14 protein-coding genes are annotated in these 15,097 nt (G+C 63.6%); 10 read left to right on the top strand and 4 right to left on the bottom strand.

Going from position 1 to position 15,097, the window contains the following annotated elements:
• Nucleotides 1-125 precede the first annotated feature (125 nt).
• Both B9A95_RS07780 and nagA read left to right on the top strand, forming a co-directional pair.
• A complete protein-coding gene (locus B9A95_RS07780; protein ID WP_084046358.1) occupies nucleotides 126-1,391 on the top strand; it encodes an NAD(P)/FAD-dependent oxidoreductase in 1,266 nt (421 codons plus the stop codon).
• A gap of 310 nt (nucleotides 1,392-1,701) precedes the next feature.
• Entirely contained in the window at nucleotides 1,702-2,898 is a 1,197-nt protein-coding gene (nagA, locus tag B9A95_RS07775) for an N-acetylglucosamine-6-phosphate deacetylase (protein WP_084046357.1), read from the top strand.
• A 702-nt stretch (nucleotides 2,899-3,600) separates the two neighbouring features.
• Here the strand turns inward: nagA and B9A95_RS36880 are convergent.
• On the bottom strand, nucleotides 3,601-3,981 hold the full coding sequence (locus tag B9A95_RS36880; RefSeq protein ID WP_170928509.1) for a transposase: 381 nt from the start codon (nucleotides 3,979-3,981) through the stop codon (nucleotides 3,601-3,603).
• Nucleotides 3,908-4,429: an IS110 family transposase gene (locus B9A95_RS07765; protein ID WP_084046355.1), complete on the bottom strand. Its 522-nt coding sequence runs from the start codon at nucleotides 4,427-4,429 to the stop codon at nucleotides 3,908-3,910. Before B9A95_RS07765 ends, B9A95_RS36880 begins: the two co-directional genes overlap by 74 nt.
• 43 nt (nucleotides 4,430-4,472) lie before the next feature.
• Here B9A95_RS07765 and B9A95_RS07760 point away from each other — a divergent pair, with 43 nt between their 5' ends.
• From B9A95_RS07760 to B9A95_RS07740, 5 genes are all read left to right on the top strand, one after another.
• Nucleotides 4,473-5,465, top strand: a complete 993-nt coding sequence (locus tag B9A95_RS07760; protein WP_084046550.1) for a transposase family protein — start codon at nucleotides 4,473-4,475, stop codon at nucleotides 5,463-5,465.
• Between the two features lie 154 nt (nucleotides 5,466-5,619).
• The gene (locus B9A95_RS36875; protein WP_425429922.1) at nucleotides 5,620-5,946 is read left to right on the top strand and encodes a transposase; all 327 of its coding nucleotides are present in this window, start codon (nucleotides 5,620-5,622) and stop codon (nucleotides 5,944-5,946) included.
• 59 nt (nucleotides 5,947-6,005) lie between these two features.
• Entirely contained in the window at nucleotides 6,006-6,758 is a 753-nt protein-coding gene (locus B9A95_RS07750) for a VOC family protein (RefSeq protein WP_084046354.1), read from the top strand.
• Nucleotides 6,759-7,391: 633 nt separating this feature from the next.
• Entirely contained in the window at nucleotides 7,392-7,868 is a 477-nt protein-coding gene (locus tag B9A95_RS07745) for an ASCH domain-containing protein (RefSeq protein WP_084046549.1), read from the top strand.
• A 133-nt stretch (nucleotides 7,869-8,001) separates the two neighbouring features.
• Entirely contained in the window at nucleotides 8,002-8,298 is a 297-nt protein-coding gene (locus B9A95_RS07740; RefSeq protein ID WP_084046353.1) for a hypothetical protein, read from the top strand.
• Between the two features lie 1,387 nt (nucleotides 8,299-9,685).
• Here the strand turns inward: B9A95_RS07740 and B9A95_RS31800 are convergent.
• Nucleotides 9,686-9,889, bottom strand: coding sequence for a hypothetical protein (locus B9A95_RS31800; RefSeq protein ID WP_139806580.1), 204 nt, complete (start codon nucleotides 9,887-9,889; stop codon nucleotides 9,686-9,688).
• A gap of 39 nt (nucleotides 9,890-9,928) precedes the next feature.
• On the opposite strand from B9A95_RS31800, the gene B9A95_RS07735 reads away from it, so the two are divergent.
• Entirely contained in the window at nucleotides 9,929-11,263 is a 1,335-nt protein-coding gene (locus B9A95_RS07735; protein WP_084046352.1) for a replication initiator protein A, read from the top strand.
• 778 nt (nucleotides 11,264-12,041) lie between these two features.
• On the top strand, nucleotides 12,042-12,263 hold the full coding sequence (locus B9A95_RS07730; protein ID WP_084046351.1) for a hypothetical protein: 222 nt from the start codon (nucleotides 12,042-12,044) through the stop codon (nucleotides 12,261-12,263).
• Nucleotides 12,264-12,334: 71 nt separating this feature from the next.
• On the opposite strand, the gene B9A95_RS07725 is transcribed toward B9A95_RS07730, so the two are convergent.
• A complete protein-coding gene (locus B9A95_RS07725; RefSeq protein WP_084046350.1) occupies nucleotides 12,335-12,586 on the bottom strand; it encodes a hypothetical protein in 252 nt (83 codons plus the stop codon).
• Between the two features lie 560 nt (nucleotides 12,587-13,146).
• On the opposite strand from B9A95_RS07725, the gene B9A95_RS07720 reads away from it, so the two are divergent.
• Entirely contained in the window at nucleotides 13,147-15,021 is a 1,875-nt protein-coding gene (locus B9A95_RS07720) for a S8 family peptidase (protein WP_170928507.1), read from the top strand.
• The last annotated feature ends 76 nt before the right edge of the window (nucleotides 15,022-15,097 follow it).

Genomic DNA, 15,097 nt, shown 5'->3' with positions numbered 1-15,097 from the left:
CTGGGCACCCCGGCAGAGCAGTGGTGTGTGCGTGATCCAACGTTCCTCCCGTGACAGCTTCGTCTGGAGCGCGAGCAGGAGGAGCCGTAATGCGCCTGAAGCTGGGCGAGACCGTACCATAGGCAATGCTCGAACGTTCGGTGGAGGAATGGGATGTCGTTGTGGTGGGGGCTGGACCAGCTGGGCTGCGGGCGGCCCGCACAGCCACCCTTGGCGGCGCACGGACGCTGGTGCTTGAGAAGGCGGACGCTGTGGGCGTTCCCGTGCGGACGAGCGGCGGCAGCTTTATCGCTGAGCTCGAGAAGCTCGGCGTGCCCGCGCGTCTCTACCATCCCATCAGCCGCATCCGTTTCGTCGGTCCGCGCAGTGAAGCGGTCTACGGGTACGATCAGCCCGTCACCTGCGTTCTCGACGTCCGGGGTCTCTACCAACACCTCGCGCAGGAGGCCATCGCCGCGGGCGTGACCGTTCGCCTGAAGGCACGGGTTGAGGCGCCGCTCCGCGAGAATGGGAAGATCGTCGGGGTGCGCTTCCGCGATGGACTTTCCGGCCAGGTACGTGAGGTGCGGGCCCACCTCGTCGTGGACGCGAGTGGGCACGCCGCTCTGGTGGCCCAGCGCGCAGGGGTGCATCCTGGTTTTCGCAGCGTGGGCTACGGTGCAGAGCTCGATCTCTTCGCGCCAGAGTTCGACGAGCGTGAAGCGGTGCTGTTCGTCGGCTCAGGGGTTGCCCCCCGGGGGTACGCCTGGGCCTTCCCGTACGGAGGCAGCCGGGTACGTCTGGGCGTCGGCGTGACCCGGCCACACACGGAGCTCGACCCCCGCGCTTACCTTGAGCCCGTCGCAAAGCGGCTGCCGAGTTTACGTGGGGCCAGTCCTGTTGAGGTGCATGCAGGCCTTGTGCCCGCCACCGCTCCCGGCACCGTCCCGCTCGTTGCCGACGGCCTCCTGGTGGTCGGCGACGCGGCCGGGCAGGTCTCGAGTCTCGTCGGTGAGGGCATTCGTTACGTGATGCGGGCGGGTGACCTCGCAGGGGCTATAGCGGCCCAGGCCGTTCGCGCGCAGGACGCTTCGTCCAGCTTCCTTGAGCGCTACGCCCAAGCTTGGCAGCGCGAGTTTGGGCGCAATCTGCGGCTCGCTCACGCCGTCCATGAGCGGATGGTGTCGTACGATGACGCGGCCTGGGAGGAACGCCTTCCCCTGTTGAGGGCCATCCCACCTAAACCTTTCGCCCGGCTGCTCTCCGGCGATTTCTCACCAGGGCTCCTGCTCGAACTCGGGACGCGTCATCCGCGGCTCATGGCGACAGCAGGGCAACTGATGGCAGCGCGCGTAGGACGACGGGCGGAGGAGGCGTTCGGCGGCGTGAATCCCAGCGAGCCTATGCCCTGACGTTTAAAATTTCTGCACAACCCGTACGCGTGAGCCAGCGCGAAGACCTGTGCGGCCGTCAAGGGGTTGCTGACGGGGTACGCCGCGTCCCATGGGCGGAGGGCCTTGCGCGCGTACCGCAAATGCGTGTGCCCAGTTTCAGGAAAACGGCCTGCGCCCCGAAGGTGTATTGTCCGGCGTGCAGAGGCGCCAGCATCTGCTGGGTGCGCTTCTGACGTTGCGTGCGGCTGCGGCGCGTCACACCCCTCCTTCCAGGGCAGAGGCGTCACCTCTGGGTACGAGTGGGATCACCCGCGTGGGGAGGCTTCAAATGGAACATGTATGGATTGAAAACGTCCGTGTGATCGCCGATGGCGGCCTGATTGACAACGGAGCCGTGCACGTCGTCAATGGCCGGATCGAGGCCGTCGTCTCCGGTCTGGCCCGGCGGACGGCCGGGGCGGCCGTCCTGGACGGGGGAGGCCGGCTGCTGATTCCCGGGATGATCGACGTACATATTCACGGCGCCAACGGCAAGGACATGATGGACGGAACCCGCGAGAGCATCGAGGAAGTCTCGCGTGTCTGTGCCGCCACCGGCTGCACCTCCTTTCTGGCGACCTCCGTCAGCTCGACCATGAACGCCCTGGTGCAACTGGTTGAGCGGGTCAAGGACGTGGTCGGGCAGGAGCCTGGGGCCGTCATTGCGGGCATCCACGCGGAGGGACCCTACCTGAACGTAAAGCGCAAAGGGATGCAAAACGAGGCCCACTTGCGTCATCCCGACCTCACCGAGATGCACACGGTACTGGAGCACGCTGGCCCCCTCATGAAAATGGTGACCCTGGCCCCCGAATTGCCCGGCGGGCTGGAGATGACCCGGTTCCTCCGCGGGCGCGGGATCGTCGTCGCCGTTGCCCACTCAGACGCCACGTACGACGAAGCGGTGGCCGCCTTCCAGCAGGGGGCCAGTCACGTTACCCACTGCTTTAACGGTATGCGCCCCATCCACCACCGTGAACCCGGCGTGATCGTCGCGGCCTTTGAGCAACCGCACGTCAGCGTGCAGGCCATCGTGGATCACGTTCACCTGCACCCAGCCATTGTCCGCATGATGCACCGCATGAAAGGCCCTGGCGGCATGGTGCTGATCACCGACGCACTCCAGGCGATGGGCCTGGGCGACGGGGAATACCAGTTCGGCGGTCACGCCGTCACCGTGCGGGGCGGGGTGGCCCGCCTCGCGGACGGTACCCTGGCGTCAAGCACCGTCACGATGAACGAGGCGCTCAGGAATACAGTCGGAATCGGTATTTCTCTGGTTGATGCGGTGACCATGGCCGCAACCACTCCGGCCGACGTACTCGGCCTTTCCCACAAGGGACGCATCGCGGTGGGTGCCGACGCAGACATGGTGCTGCTCGATGAGGCGTACCAGGTCTACTGGACGATGATCGGCGGACAGCTCGTCTTTCGGGCGGACGCCGGCGTCACGGCCCCCCCTGCTGAAGCCCACCGCCTGACCTGATCAGGACCAGCGTGGCCTTCGGGGGCGTCAGAGTGCTCTGACGCCTTTTCCTTCGTCCACTCCACAAGCGCGCAGGGCACCGCCGGTCAAAATGAACCCGGGCGATACGACGCGCCCTTTCACAAGGATTCCGGTTCATCCGTGGTGAAACCACGGGCCAATCCGAGCGGACGTGCAACGTTGCCCTGCAGAGCGGGCAGGAAAAACGGTGACGAAGACGCGTGGAAGCACCGGAGCGGACGAAACGGAACATCCGGTTTCCGGATCATCCCGCTACTGACTGGTAACTGCTCCGCGGGGACCTGGCCTTGGCGCAGCGGGTAAAGTAGGGGGATCTCCGACGACGCTTGCCCGAACTGCAAGAAATTGGAAGCCACCTGGTCAAAGTGCTCGCTGAGCTACAGGAGATCAAAGCGCGTCTGAGGCTAAACAGCACAACCCTGAATCAATCTCCGGGCCAGGACAAGCCCTGGGTTCCAAAGAGTATCTGGCAGAGTCTCGTTCGCGTCTTTCGCAACGATTTTTTTATGCCCACCTTCTCATGTTGCGTCGCTGCGGAGGCATTGTGAACAGACTGCAAATGGCACTGATTTTCCTGCTTTGTCTGGTCGGCAACCATGCTCAGGCGACGACAAGTCAAGCTGGTAAAGCAGGAGCAGGGTTTAAGGAGCCGCGGTATCTGATTAGCAATTGTGTTGGGCGTCAAGGGGTAAAGGTCGAGGGGTGGGCAGTGGTTGTACCGGCACACACGACGTGCCGGCACAACGCACGACCCACCTCCTCGGTTGAGAAGGCGGCAAGGCGTAATGTCGGCCAGGGAGCAGGTTGAACATGCCAGGGGATCTGATCACGTACCCTGGCATTCAGGTAGACCAGCAATTTGCGCATACAGGCGACCAGCGCGACTTTCGTCGGTTTGCCCTTCTGGATCAACTGATCAAACACGGTCCTGAGCGTTGGATTCCAGCGCACCGCTGAGACCGCTGACATGTACAGCACTTGACGCACCTCAGCGCGTCCACCCCAGATTTTTCGGTGACCACGGGCTTTGCCACTGTCCCGGTTGAGTGGGCAGGGCGCCAACCAGGTTGGCAATCTTCTGCCTGGAGAGCGAGCCCAGCTCGGGAAGTTGAGCAAGCAACGTGAATGCCATGACTGGACCGACCCCTGGTGCCGACGTCAGCATGGTGTACGTGGCCTGGAACTTCGGATCGCATTGCACCGCTTGTTGCAAGGCCTGGTCGAGCTGTTTTCGACGTCCTTCGAGCTCTCCGATCACCTCTTGTAGATTAGCCTGTACATACGGATCCCGACTGCTGTGCAGTCGGTTGCGTTCCATGGTCAGGAGATCAACGACCTGACGTCGGCGGGCCAGCAATGCCTCCAGCGCGCGTTGCGACGCATCTCCAGGCACTTGGACTTCGGGTTGCAGGGTCTGAGCAAACCGAGCCAGCAGCACGGCATCCAGCCGGTCTGTTTTCGCGTGCTGGCCGAGTGCACGAGAGAAATGACGGACCTGACGTGGATTCAAGACTCGTTGCGCAGTAGAGGGGTAAGAGGGAGAATGGAGGGTGTTGCGCGTCGAGCGACTGAGCCAGCGGCCCCGTTCCTTTGAATCTTTCTGTGGGTTGAGCCCAAGTGAATTTCGGGAGCTGACGACCCAACTTGAACCCCTTTGGGAGAGAGCCCATCGCCGGTCCCTCCTGCGAGAGGGACGGCAACGCCGGATTGGAGCAGGGCGACAGTTCAAGCTCGATGTTCCTCACCGATTGCTGCTGACCCTGGTCTACCTCCGCCATTCCCTTCCGATGCATCTGTTGGGTGTGCTGTTCGAGATGGATGCCGTCAACGTCTGTCGCAACATTCATGCCCTCCTTCCCCTCCTGGAGCAGGCTTTGCCTGCTCCTCTCCGGGCACGGACGCTCAACACCCAGAAAACTGAGGGTGCGACATCCCAGCGTCGGCTGCGCACCCTCGAAGATGTTCTGGAAGCCTTCCCTGATCTTGCTGACCTGATTGTCAATGGGACAGAGCGGCCTCGAGGACAGCCGAAAAGAAAGAAGGGTGACGGGGCAGGGAAAAAGGCGGTGGGACGCCCGAAAGACAAGAAGAAGTTCTACAGCGCGAAGAAGGGCACGCACACCCTCAAGACCCAGATCACGGTGACTCCAGAAGGGCACATCGTCCATCTGAGCGCAACGGCTCCCGGTCGCCTCCACGATATGAAGCTTCTCAAGCAATCGAGGTTGTTGCCCCGGCTGCCCCGAGGCAGCCGTCTGTGGGGTGACCAAGGCTATACCGGACTGGAAAAGCTTTGTCCGCAGCACGAAGTCATCGTGCCCAGGAAGCGATTCAAAGGGGGCTGTCTTTCCGTGGAGGACCGGGAATTGAATCGGCAGATCTCCAAGGTCAGAATTGCGGTGGAGAACGCGCTGTGTCGGGTGAAGAAGTTCCGAGTCTGCCGCGAGTTCTACCGCAACGCTCCCCAGCGGCACGGCTTGTTCTGGGGATGCGTCACCGGTTTGGTCAATCTCCGCCACGCCTCACGGGCACCACAGTTCACCTAGCGGCATCACAAGAGGGCAGGCGAAGGGTAGACCCTTCGCCTGCTCCCTTCCCTCTCAACTACGCAATTGATCTTCAGATGTGGAGTGGGAGCGTTTGGGACCCCTGTTGCCACCCCTCACCGGCCAGGGACGCCCGTATCTTTAGCATCGACCCATTGTTAGCGGCATCGTGTGGGTTCTACGAACGGGTGCTCCAAGGCGAGACGTTCCTGAACGATTTGGTAAATGGACGACGATCCATAGCCGCTTCCGTCCGTGGACTGCTCAAGGCATTTTGCAGAAGGTGTGGGCTGAGCTTCAGCGGCAGGCTGACCTGAAAGGCCAGCTCGACTGGTCAATGCACTTCGTGGGCGGTACGGTGGTGCGTGCGCATCAATGCGTGGCTGGCGCGGGGTGCTGGAGGGCCATGACTTGCGACAGGCAGGGGTTCACTGGCTGTCACGGTAAATCTCATCGCTTTCAAGAATGTCCAAACCCATGATTCCGCTCGCCTTTCCCGTACCACAGGGCATCTTCCTCTCAACGACGACAAGGAGACCTATGAACTTCGATTTTCTCGGGATCAACGTTCCACAGGTGCATTTTGACCTTGCGCTTGACGTGCTGAGTCGCATCTTCGGGTTCGGTGTGGGTGATCGGACCGATAACTGGGCGTTCCTTCACGCAGCCAACCTCAAGGTCGAACTGTTCGGTGACGGTCCGTACGTTCCTGCGGACCGTCACCAAAGCGTGATCCCAATGATCCGCACTCATGACCTGAACCGTACCCTGGACCATCTGCACCGTGATCCGGCCGTGAACACCACACTCACCGCCGAGCACCTCACACCGCTTGGGCGCGCCACGTACCTTCGCCTACCTGGCGGCGCAACCTGGGCCCTGCTCGAAGAAGTCGATCATGCACACGACAGCACTGGCGCACCTCCAACCGTCGCGGCGCTGGAACTTCGCTGCGCCCATCCCGCGCAGTACCTGTCCTTTCTGACGGAGACGCTCGACTTCCAGGTGCGCGTCAACTCGGCCGGCCACGTGGTCGTACAGCAGCACCCTGACCGCCCGCGTCTGCTGCTCGAGGCCGCTCCAGAGCGGCTCACGCCCGTTAAGTACCGCACGCAAGCACCGTTTTACCTCAGCTTCAGCACCACCGACGTTGACCGTGACAGTCGGGTGCTGCTTCGGGCGGGCCGGCCGCTTGTCTCACCACGAACGACGCACGCTTGGGGCGGCACCGACGTCATCTTGCTTGACCCGAACAATGACCCGATTCAAGTGGTGCAGTACCCCACGACCTAGGCAGCTCCATCGACGCCATAGCTATGGATGGGGCAAGAAAACCGCGATTGAGGTCGGCGTGCTGCTGCTGCCCCCGGGGGTCTTGCGGATCGCCTTATGCCGCCCGGCCTGAACGTGGCGTGCACAGCACACGATCGGGGCGGCCTGGATGCACCGGCACCGTGCGGCTCTACGCCTGCTGCCTGGTCCAGCAGGCTCAGGGAAGGGGACAGGAAGCCGCCAAACGCCCGTTGCCAGCTTCGAGGAATTGTCATGCCAAAAGCATCGCTGACGCGGCAACCTGCGCCTACACGGCCTTGAACTCTGACAGAGTCCTGTCAGGCGCGTCCGTTCTGCACAGGAAGGTCGAGGTGAGCCACCGTTGGTTCAACCGTTTCCGCCGTATCCATACGCGCTGGGAGAAGCGTCAAAACCTGTATCCGGGCTTTGCGCTTGCCTCATCAGCTGACGCAGACCCGGCCCCGTTGCACCACTGAAAACATCTTCCGGAAAGGCTCTTAAGGGCGGCCTTCACGAGGTCGGAACTGACGGGAGGGGTCATCTGCGTACCTCCAACACGAAGTTGCTGAGCTGTTGAGGGTTACGCAAAGCACGGATTGCTGCACCCAAAGGATGTGCACTACATTCCTCCCCATGAAGTTGAGCCCGCATGTGCATGCCTTCGTCCGTCAAGCTGAAGAGCAGACTGGAGAGCAGTTCCAGCCACAGTACGTCTTTGCATTCGGGGACAGTCCCGCTTTGAAAGACGAGTTGCTTGCCCTTGTTCTCTACGGCGAAAAGCGGGCAACGGCCACACTCGTCGAGGGTTTTGCCTTGGACGGAGAGGCAGAACCGCAGCCGGGAGACGTCTCAGTTGTCCTGGACGGACGGGGAACGCCCAGGGCCATCATTCGAACGGTAGAGGTGAGGCGCGTCCCCTTCGCCGCTGTTGACGCAGCGTTTGCATGGGACGAAGCAGAAGGGGACCGTTCGCTGGAAGTCTGGCAAGAAGGGCATAGACGCTACTTTGGTCGGGAAGCCCAGCGGCTGGGCATTGAATTCAACGGCGAAAGCCTCGTGTTCTGCGAGCGGTTTGAGCTCGTCTATGCCCCTCCCCCGCCACAGGGCTGAGCCACAGGAGTGCCCTCCCGCCCGTGCGGTACGGGGGAGGGCAGCCACCCTCAAAGTGGCACGGTGAAGGTGCGGTGCAGGTCTGGCAGCACGGCCCCGAGGGGTCCCGGCAGCCGCTGCCCGTTGAGACGCGGTGGACGGCGGCGAGCTGACCGCCCTGCTGGACGGAGTGGTGCCCCGCATCAACGACCTGGTCCGAAAGGCTGCCTCAGATCAAACGCACCTCGGCCCGCGAGCTGGTGATCCTGGTGCCAGCCGTGCTGCTGCGTCGGTCCATCAGCCTGTGCCGCTCTATCTCCCGGCGCAGGCCCTGCGCATCCTGGCACGTGATCTGGTGGCCTCCACGGGCGGGGTCAAACCCCGACTGCAGAAGTATGGCCCGAACAGCTTGCATGACCTGCCTGCGCGGGCGCGACCTACTGGGCGATAAAGAAGGAAAGAACGGCGGGCCATAGAAAGCCAGGGGCGAATGCAGGGCCCATACCCTTTCTCTGTGAGTTCCACCTATCAGCCCGTAACGCCATCAAAGAAGGTCCCCTGCTCCAGCTTGAGCTCGTCGCGAGGGGCTTTTTCATTTCTTCCCTGAATTTCCCAAAGGTCCCTCAAACTTTCAGGAGGGCAGCCGGGGGATACGCGATCTGTACAGCAAACCGCTCCCGGTTGAACGGTTCCCGGTATTCAGGGATCAGGCCCACCGTATTCTCCGCCCAGGTGTGCCCCTGCACCCCTGCGGGGTGCGCGCCAGGCCGCTGATGAAGGCTGCCGGAAAGCCCCTCCGCTGCAACGCACGGTAACTGAGGTACGCGCGTGTCTTCCCCGCGCCGCGCTTACGCAACCCCGGGTACAGCCGTGCTGTTAGCTACGCAGCCGCGTCCAGCAGGCCACTCAGGGCTTCCGGGCTCAGGTCCGCGCTCTACCGTGCCTTTGCCGGCCAGCGCTGCAGATGCGCCCGGGGGTCGTCTCCCACACGAAGCGCGCGGGAAGTTGCGAATGCGTCGCGCAGCAAGCGGAGTACCCAGACGCTCAGGCTCAACCGGCGCGCCCAGGGATTCTGGGCGCTGCCGTTCATGCTGCTGGCCCTGGAAATCTCAGTGAGACTCCCGCAAATCCTGCGGCATACCCGGGAAGCGGGCACCTCCCGGCAGGGACAGGGCGATCCATGTTCCCATTGGCATGAGGGTGGGGCGTTCGTACGTGGGGCATTTTTCCGAGGCAGTTTCTTTCGTTCGCTGTTCGCTCGTGGTGTTTCCCTCAGGGGGAAGGCGTTTACTTCTGGAACTCCTTCCCCAGGAGATAGGGGAACATATTACCGTTCCTGCGAGGCATTATGCGGGGCCCCTGGTCTTTGCGCCTTCTCGGCGAGGCCCACCTTCTGCTGGGCTGGGCCGTCTCGCCGCCGAGACGGCCCAGGAGTGCCTGAAAGGCCCGCGCCGCCTACCTGCGCGGGGTATCGCCAGGAGTCTGGAAGAAGTGGGCTGTGCGGGATGAACAGCGTCCCATTGACCCACCAGAGGTAAGTCCAGAACGGGAATTTCCGGTGGGAACCTCACATCTGTCGGCAGGAGTCTGGAATTCAGGCGCTTGGTGGGTATCGCCAGGAGTCTGGAATTGCTCCGTCCCTTCTCTCGGCAGGAGTCTGGAAAAGGCGCTGAAACTTCCGTGTACACCACTCTTCAGGGGCGCACCGCCCACCATCGGCAGGAGTCTGGAATTTGGGAATCCAGCTATCGGCAGGAGTCTGGAATTCGGGAGTCCAACTGTCGGCAGGAGTCTGGAATTCGGCTTCTCAGCTCCCCTCAGATTGGCTGCAGGACCAGTCAAAGTACCGGCAGGAGTCTGGAAAAGCTATCGGCAGGAGTCTGGAATTTGGGAATCCAACTGTCGGCAGGAGTCTGGAATTTGGGAATCCAACTGTCGGCAGGAGTCTGGAATTGAGCCCCAGAAGTATCGGCAGGAGTCTGGAGAAAAGACGAGAAAAGCCGCCGCTCAGGCACCGAGACTGTTTCCTTGATGATGATCATTCAATCTTTATTTCTTTTTCTTTGAAGATATAATCAATCATGGGGAATGAGCCTCCCGAACGTATCAGTGAACTGGATCTGAGCCGCATCGGCGTCATCAGCGTCCTGCGCAACCTTCCAATAACTGCAACGGAATGGGAAGAGGAATTCCAGATCGGATCCATCGAATACCGGGTCAAAGGCCGTGCAGCGCTTGGACGTCCGCACGGCATCGATGCCGACGTCCTGCTGGCCGTTCAGACGCTCTTTTTCTGGGCAGGGTGTCCTGACAACGGTCTGGTGGAGACCACGCCCTACGGCCTGCTGAAGCTAAGTGGACACGGAACCAACGGGGAAATGTACGCGCGTCTTAAAGAGAGCCTGCTGCGTACCGAGGGTGTGCGCTGGACCCACAGCCGCTACGAGTGGAATACCGCGCGCTCACAGGCCAAAATCGAGACAAGCATCACCGGTCTGTTCTCACAGGTCGACATGCGCGAAGCGCTCCGAACGTCCGTGGGAACGCAAGAACTTGACCCTGAGGCCACGCTGCGCATCTACCTGACGCCCGCCTTCGCCTCCAGTATCCGAGCAGGCGCTTATCAGTTGCTGGACGCGGAGATGCTCGAACGCCTGGGTCAACCTGGAGCGCGCAGCCTCTACCGCGTCTTACAGGCCCACCGCGTACAACTGGACGGCTCTCTGGCCGGAGAGCTGAGCGTCACCCTCAGCGACTGGCTCTCCGCATGCGGCATCACCGGGCGCATCGACAGTGCCAAAGACACCCTGCACCGGGCCCATGAGCGCATGATCCAGAACGGCTACCTGCGTGACGTGGCGTGGGCCGGACGCGGCATGAAGACGCGCCTGACGTACTACTTCCACAGGACCCACGCTGATCCCGAACTGGTGGCGCTCCTTCTGGAACAGGGGGTGACCCGCCCCGTCGCTGAAGCGCTTGTGACCGATCATCCTGACCGTATCCGGCCTGCCGTTGAAGCCGTCAAAGCGCGGATGAGCAACGGTTACGTTCCACGGAGCCGGGCCGCTGTGATGGTCGATGCAGTTCGGCGCCCGGACCGCTATATCGAAGAAAAAAAGCCAGTGCTTGTCAGCACGGCCGCCGGCACCAGAGCGGGGTCCGCTCCACGCCGCAAGGCGGCCGTGCTGGGCCAGCAGCTTCCCCTGCTGACCGTCCCGGAACAACCTGCAGATCGCCGCGAGGCGCTGATCAGCGCCTTCAAGATGCTGTTCCGGCGGGATCTGACGGCAGACGAACGTGAGGGGTTGAGCGCGCTTTCCGAAGAAGGCATGACGGCCCTGAGCAGTGCCCTGATGGGCAGAAAAAAAGACCTGGTCCTGGCGATGCTGGGGGGTCTAGGCCCGCTGGACTGACCGTTACCCTCATGGGTACCGCTGTGCGCTGGAGGCATCCACTTGGCCAGCAGACATGCCCGGAGGGAGCGTCTCCCAATCCAGCCGTCCCCGTACCCTTCAGGCCGAGAACACGCCCCGGTGTTCTTGATGCCGTTCAAAGACACAACTACAGTTGGGCGTTGGCTGGAACGTGCACTCCCAACGCGGAGCGCAGCCTCTCATACAGTTTGCGGATCATCCGTTCCGTCCCCCCTGCTGCGCAGCTTCGCAAGTTCACTCCGCTCCGCGAGGAAGGGCGGCGCGCCGCACAGGCCCTTCCGCCGGCAGTCCGGGTGGGTGACGACGCGCTGGGACTGCAGCAGCCCGGCTCCGTCGGAAAAGACGCCGAGACCGGCCGCGGGGCGGCCCTCCAGAAAGGCCCCCTACTGGAAGCCCACGGCGCGTTAGCCGCACAGGCCGGTCTGAAACGCGCGGGAACGGGCCTCGTTGCGGCGTGCGGAAGGCCAGCTCCCGCTGTACTTGGCCTTCAGCAGGGTGAAGTTCAGTCGGCTCCCTTTGCCCAAGGTGGAGAAAAGGGGGTGCAGCCCAGGCCGCCTGCGCGCCGAGGACCAGTGAGCGCGTGGAGTCCGGGCAGCAGGGTGGGCCTGAGGAGGCTCATGTCCGGCACCGTAAAGGGCCCCGGATGATGTGGGAATGACACGGCGGCCGCGGCGTCATGCGCGCATCATCGTCTTCCCCATAACGTGGGCCCGTCGAGGGGAAGTGCAGAGGTTTGGCGCCCCTCCGGGAGGTCCCTATGGAACGGCAAGACCCACAAGAATCCAGTCTGTCTCAGGAGGGACGGGTGTATGTCCTGCGCATCTGGCACGAAGGCGCGAACGAGGTGCTCAGCCCCAGCCCCAGCTATCCCCCGGTATGGCGGGCCTCGGTGCGGGAAGGCGCGGGCGGCCCGCGCCGCTACTTCGCCAGCATTGATGAGTGCATCGATCACCTGTACGGCGAGTTCGTGCGCCGGTAGGCGGCTTTCCCGGTTTGGAGGAAAACCCTCCTGCATCCACCTTTTGCGCTCTGCCGGTCGGGGAGCGTTCCTCAGGTGGTCAGCAGAGCGCTGAAGCGGGTGGACGGCTTCAGGCGTCTGGTCCAGGAGAGTCCACCCGGTCCGCTCGTGGGCGGGGCCTTCTCCACGAACGGTCTGCGCGCCCTCCAGTTGATCGCGGGCATCCACCCATCCGCCAGGCGGCAGCGCAGCGCCTGAAAGGCCGCCGGGCTGCCCGGCCAGGTGGAGGCCAGAGGGTGACTGGGCTGGTCTTTCGACGCGCCCTCCACGTCGAACTCGAACAAGCGCCTGCTGGGGCTGTTCCCCGGTCAGGTTGTGAACGTCGCCTACCCTATGCGGCGGCCCCCGGGAACGTCCTGGCCCTCCGGGCATTTTCCCACCTGCGCTTCCGACAGTGGCGCAAACTCGGGCCCGGAGCGGTTTGGGACCCTGGGCCGCCGCGCGGGACAATTCCTGCCACCAAAAGCCCACCACGCCGCAAATGCTCGGTATCCGGCGGAAAGTGGGCGAGCGGGGAAGCGGCGGCAAGGCCCGCGTCGTCCGTCTCGCGCAGGGCGCGTCGTACAGCAGGGTCACTGGACCGCGCCGGGCCAACGTTCTGATCCCCCACCCAGGGCCGGCGCCGACCTTTACCCAGAGCATCAGGCCAGGAAGGTGCTCCTCCCCCGCAGCTCCCGCGTCATCCGTTCACCATTCTCCCGTCCCTACCTTAACCCCATGTGAAGTGCAGGGCCCGCAGGGGCAGCTCCACTTCCGGGAGGTCACTATGAGAAAAAACGTTTTGGGCGCGTCCTTGGCCCTGGGTCTCAGCCTGCTCACCGCTTGCGGAGGTGGTTCTACTCCTGTGCCCACCCCCGCCAAACAGACCATGTGGGGCGTCGTAAGCCTCCCCGGTGGGGAAACCGGCTCGGCCCAGGCTCTCCCCTCAGGCCAGACCTCCCTTCAGCGCACCGTGGGGCGTCAGATCTGGATGGAGCGCTACGGGCAGGCCGCCCCCACAGCAGACGGGGGCGGGTTTCTCATCAAGTTCAGGCCGGGCTCGCTCGCCGCCCAGGCCGCAGAGTTGCGCGTGGGCTCCCTCACCTTGCAGCGTCAGGACCAAGGAACGTTTTTCGGCTACCACCTCTACCGCGCCGTTCGTGGTTCGCTTCAGGGCCAGGCCACGCCCGCCGTCCAAAGCGTTCTCACCGCCCTGGGGGCCCGCACCGACGTGGTGAGCGTCATTCCCAACACCACCCTGCGGGCCTTCGCCACCCCCAATGACCGCCTGCATGCGCTGCAGTGGGACCAGTCGATGATGAACATGGAGCGGGCCTGGGACGTGACCACCGGGCAGGACGTGACGGTGGCGGTGGTGGACACGGGCGTGGTGCAGCACCCGGACCTGGTGGGCAAATTGCTGCCAGGCTACGACTTCATCTCCGACGCCGCCAACGGGGGCGACGGTGACGGGCGCGACGCCAACGCCAACGATGAGGGCGGCGACTCGGGCTACCACGGCTCGCACGTGGCGGGCATCATCGCGGCCACCGCCAACAACGCGGAAGGCATCACGGGCGCGAGCTGGGGCGCGAAGATCGTGCCGGTACGCGTGCTCGGCGTCTCGGGAGGCGGGAACCTGACCGACATTCTGGAGGGTGTGTGGTGGGCGGCGGGCGGAGAGGTGGAGGGCGTCCCCACCAACGCCCATCCCGCCCCGGTGATCAACCTCAGCCTGGGCGGGGACAAGCCCTGCGACGATCTCTCGCAGCAGGTGTTCAGCGAGCTTGCGCAGGCGGGCGTGACGGTGGTAGCTGCGGCGGGCAACTCGGACGAGGACGCAGGCGGCGCCTGGCCTGCCAACTGCAACCATGTGATTACCGTGGGCGCAGTTGGGCCCGACGGCAAACGCGCGCCGTACTCGAACTATGGTGCGCGGGTCGACGTGATGGCTCCGGGCGGCAACACGAAGCTCAAGATCAGGGTGGGCGGAAAGGACTACCCTGGGGGCGTCTATTCCACGGTTAAGGATGAGGACGGGAACTACGTCTATGCGCCCTACAACGGCACGAGCATGGCGGCTCCGCAGGTGGCTGGCCTGGCGGCGCTGCTGTTAAGCGCGCAGCCGGGCATCACGCCTGCGCAGGTGCTCGCCCGCCTGCGGGGAACGGCACAAGGGCTGAGTGCCGCAGACTGCGGTGTGCAAAACGGCTGCGGTGCCGGAGTGGTGGACGCGGCGGCGGCCCTGGGCACGGCCCAGCCTGGTCCCCAGCCTACCCCTGCGCCGCAACCCCTTCCCCAGCCGCCCGCCGCACCGCTGAAAACGCTCGTGTTCGCCCTCCACCTGCGGGAAGGCAACGAAAACGATGTGGACGAGGACCTCAGCCTGTACGAGGAAATCGGTGGCGACACGCTGCGGAGCGTCTACAAGTTCGACAGCAGCCTCACGCCGGGTCTGTATGAGGCGGTGGCGTGGCAGGACCTCGACGGCGATCTGGAAATCGACGACAGCGAGCCGGTGGGGGCCTACCGGGACCTGGTTGACCTGCGGGGGCACGACCGGGGAAACGTGAACATTAACCTTCAGCCGTTCGCGGCCACGGCGGCCGGTGGGCAAAACGCACTGCGTGAGAACCTGAGGAAGGTTCTCCAGACCAAGGCCAGCCAAGCGCAGGACGAGCGGAGGCTCCGGCCGGAGGGGAAACGCGCCTTCTACAAGGGCGGTCAACCCCTCCGGTGAGGCGCCCCCCGCGGGGTTGATCCCGCTCACCTTCTCGCTCAGCCCAAAAGATATGCCGAGAAGCCAGCAAGAGAAC

Source organism: Deinococcus hopiensis KR-140 (genome assembly GCF_900176165.1).
Lineage (GTDB): Bacteria > Deinococcota > Deinococci > Deinococcales > Deinococcaceae > Deinococcus > Deinococcus hopiensis.
The sequence above is the reverse complement of the archived record's forward strand: the minus strand, read 5'-3'. Positions and strand labels throughout refer to the sequence as shown.

What these genes read in the sequence shown, in the direction of transcription:
- B9A95_RS31800 (WP_139806580.1), bottom strand. Translation starts at nt 9,889, where the DNA reads ATGATCATCATCAAGGAAACAGTCTCGGTGCCTGAGCGGCGGCTTTTC.
- nagA (WP_084046357.1), top strand. Translation starts at nt 1,702, where the DNA reads ATGGAACATGTATGGATTGAAAACGTCCGTGTGATCGCCGATGGCGGC.
- B9A95_RS07780 (WP_084046358.1), top strand. Translation starts at nt 126, where the DNA reads ATGCTCGAACGTTCGGTGGAGGAATGGGATGTCGTTGTGGTGGGGGCT.
- B9A95_RS07750 (WP_084046354.1), top strand. Translation starts at nt 6,006, where the DNA reads ATGAACTTCGATTTTCTCGGGATCAACGTTCCACAGGTGCATTTTGAC.
- B9A95_RS07745 (WP_084046549.1), top strand. Translation starts at nt 7,392, where the DNA reads ATGAAGTTGAGCCCGCATGTGCATGCCTTCGTCCGTCAAGCTGAAGAG.
- B9A95_RS07735 (WP_084046352.1), top strand. Translation starts at nt 9,929, where the DNA reads ATGGGGAATGAGCCTCCCGAACGTATCAGTGAACTGGATCTGAGCCGC.
- B9A95_RS07730 (WP_084046351.1), top strand. Translation starts at nt 12,042, where the DNA reads ATGGAACGGCAAGACCCACAAGAATCCAGTCTGTCTCAGGAGGGACGG.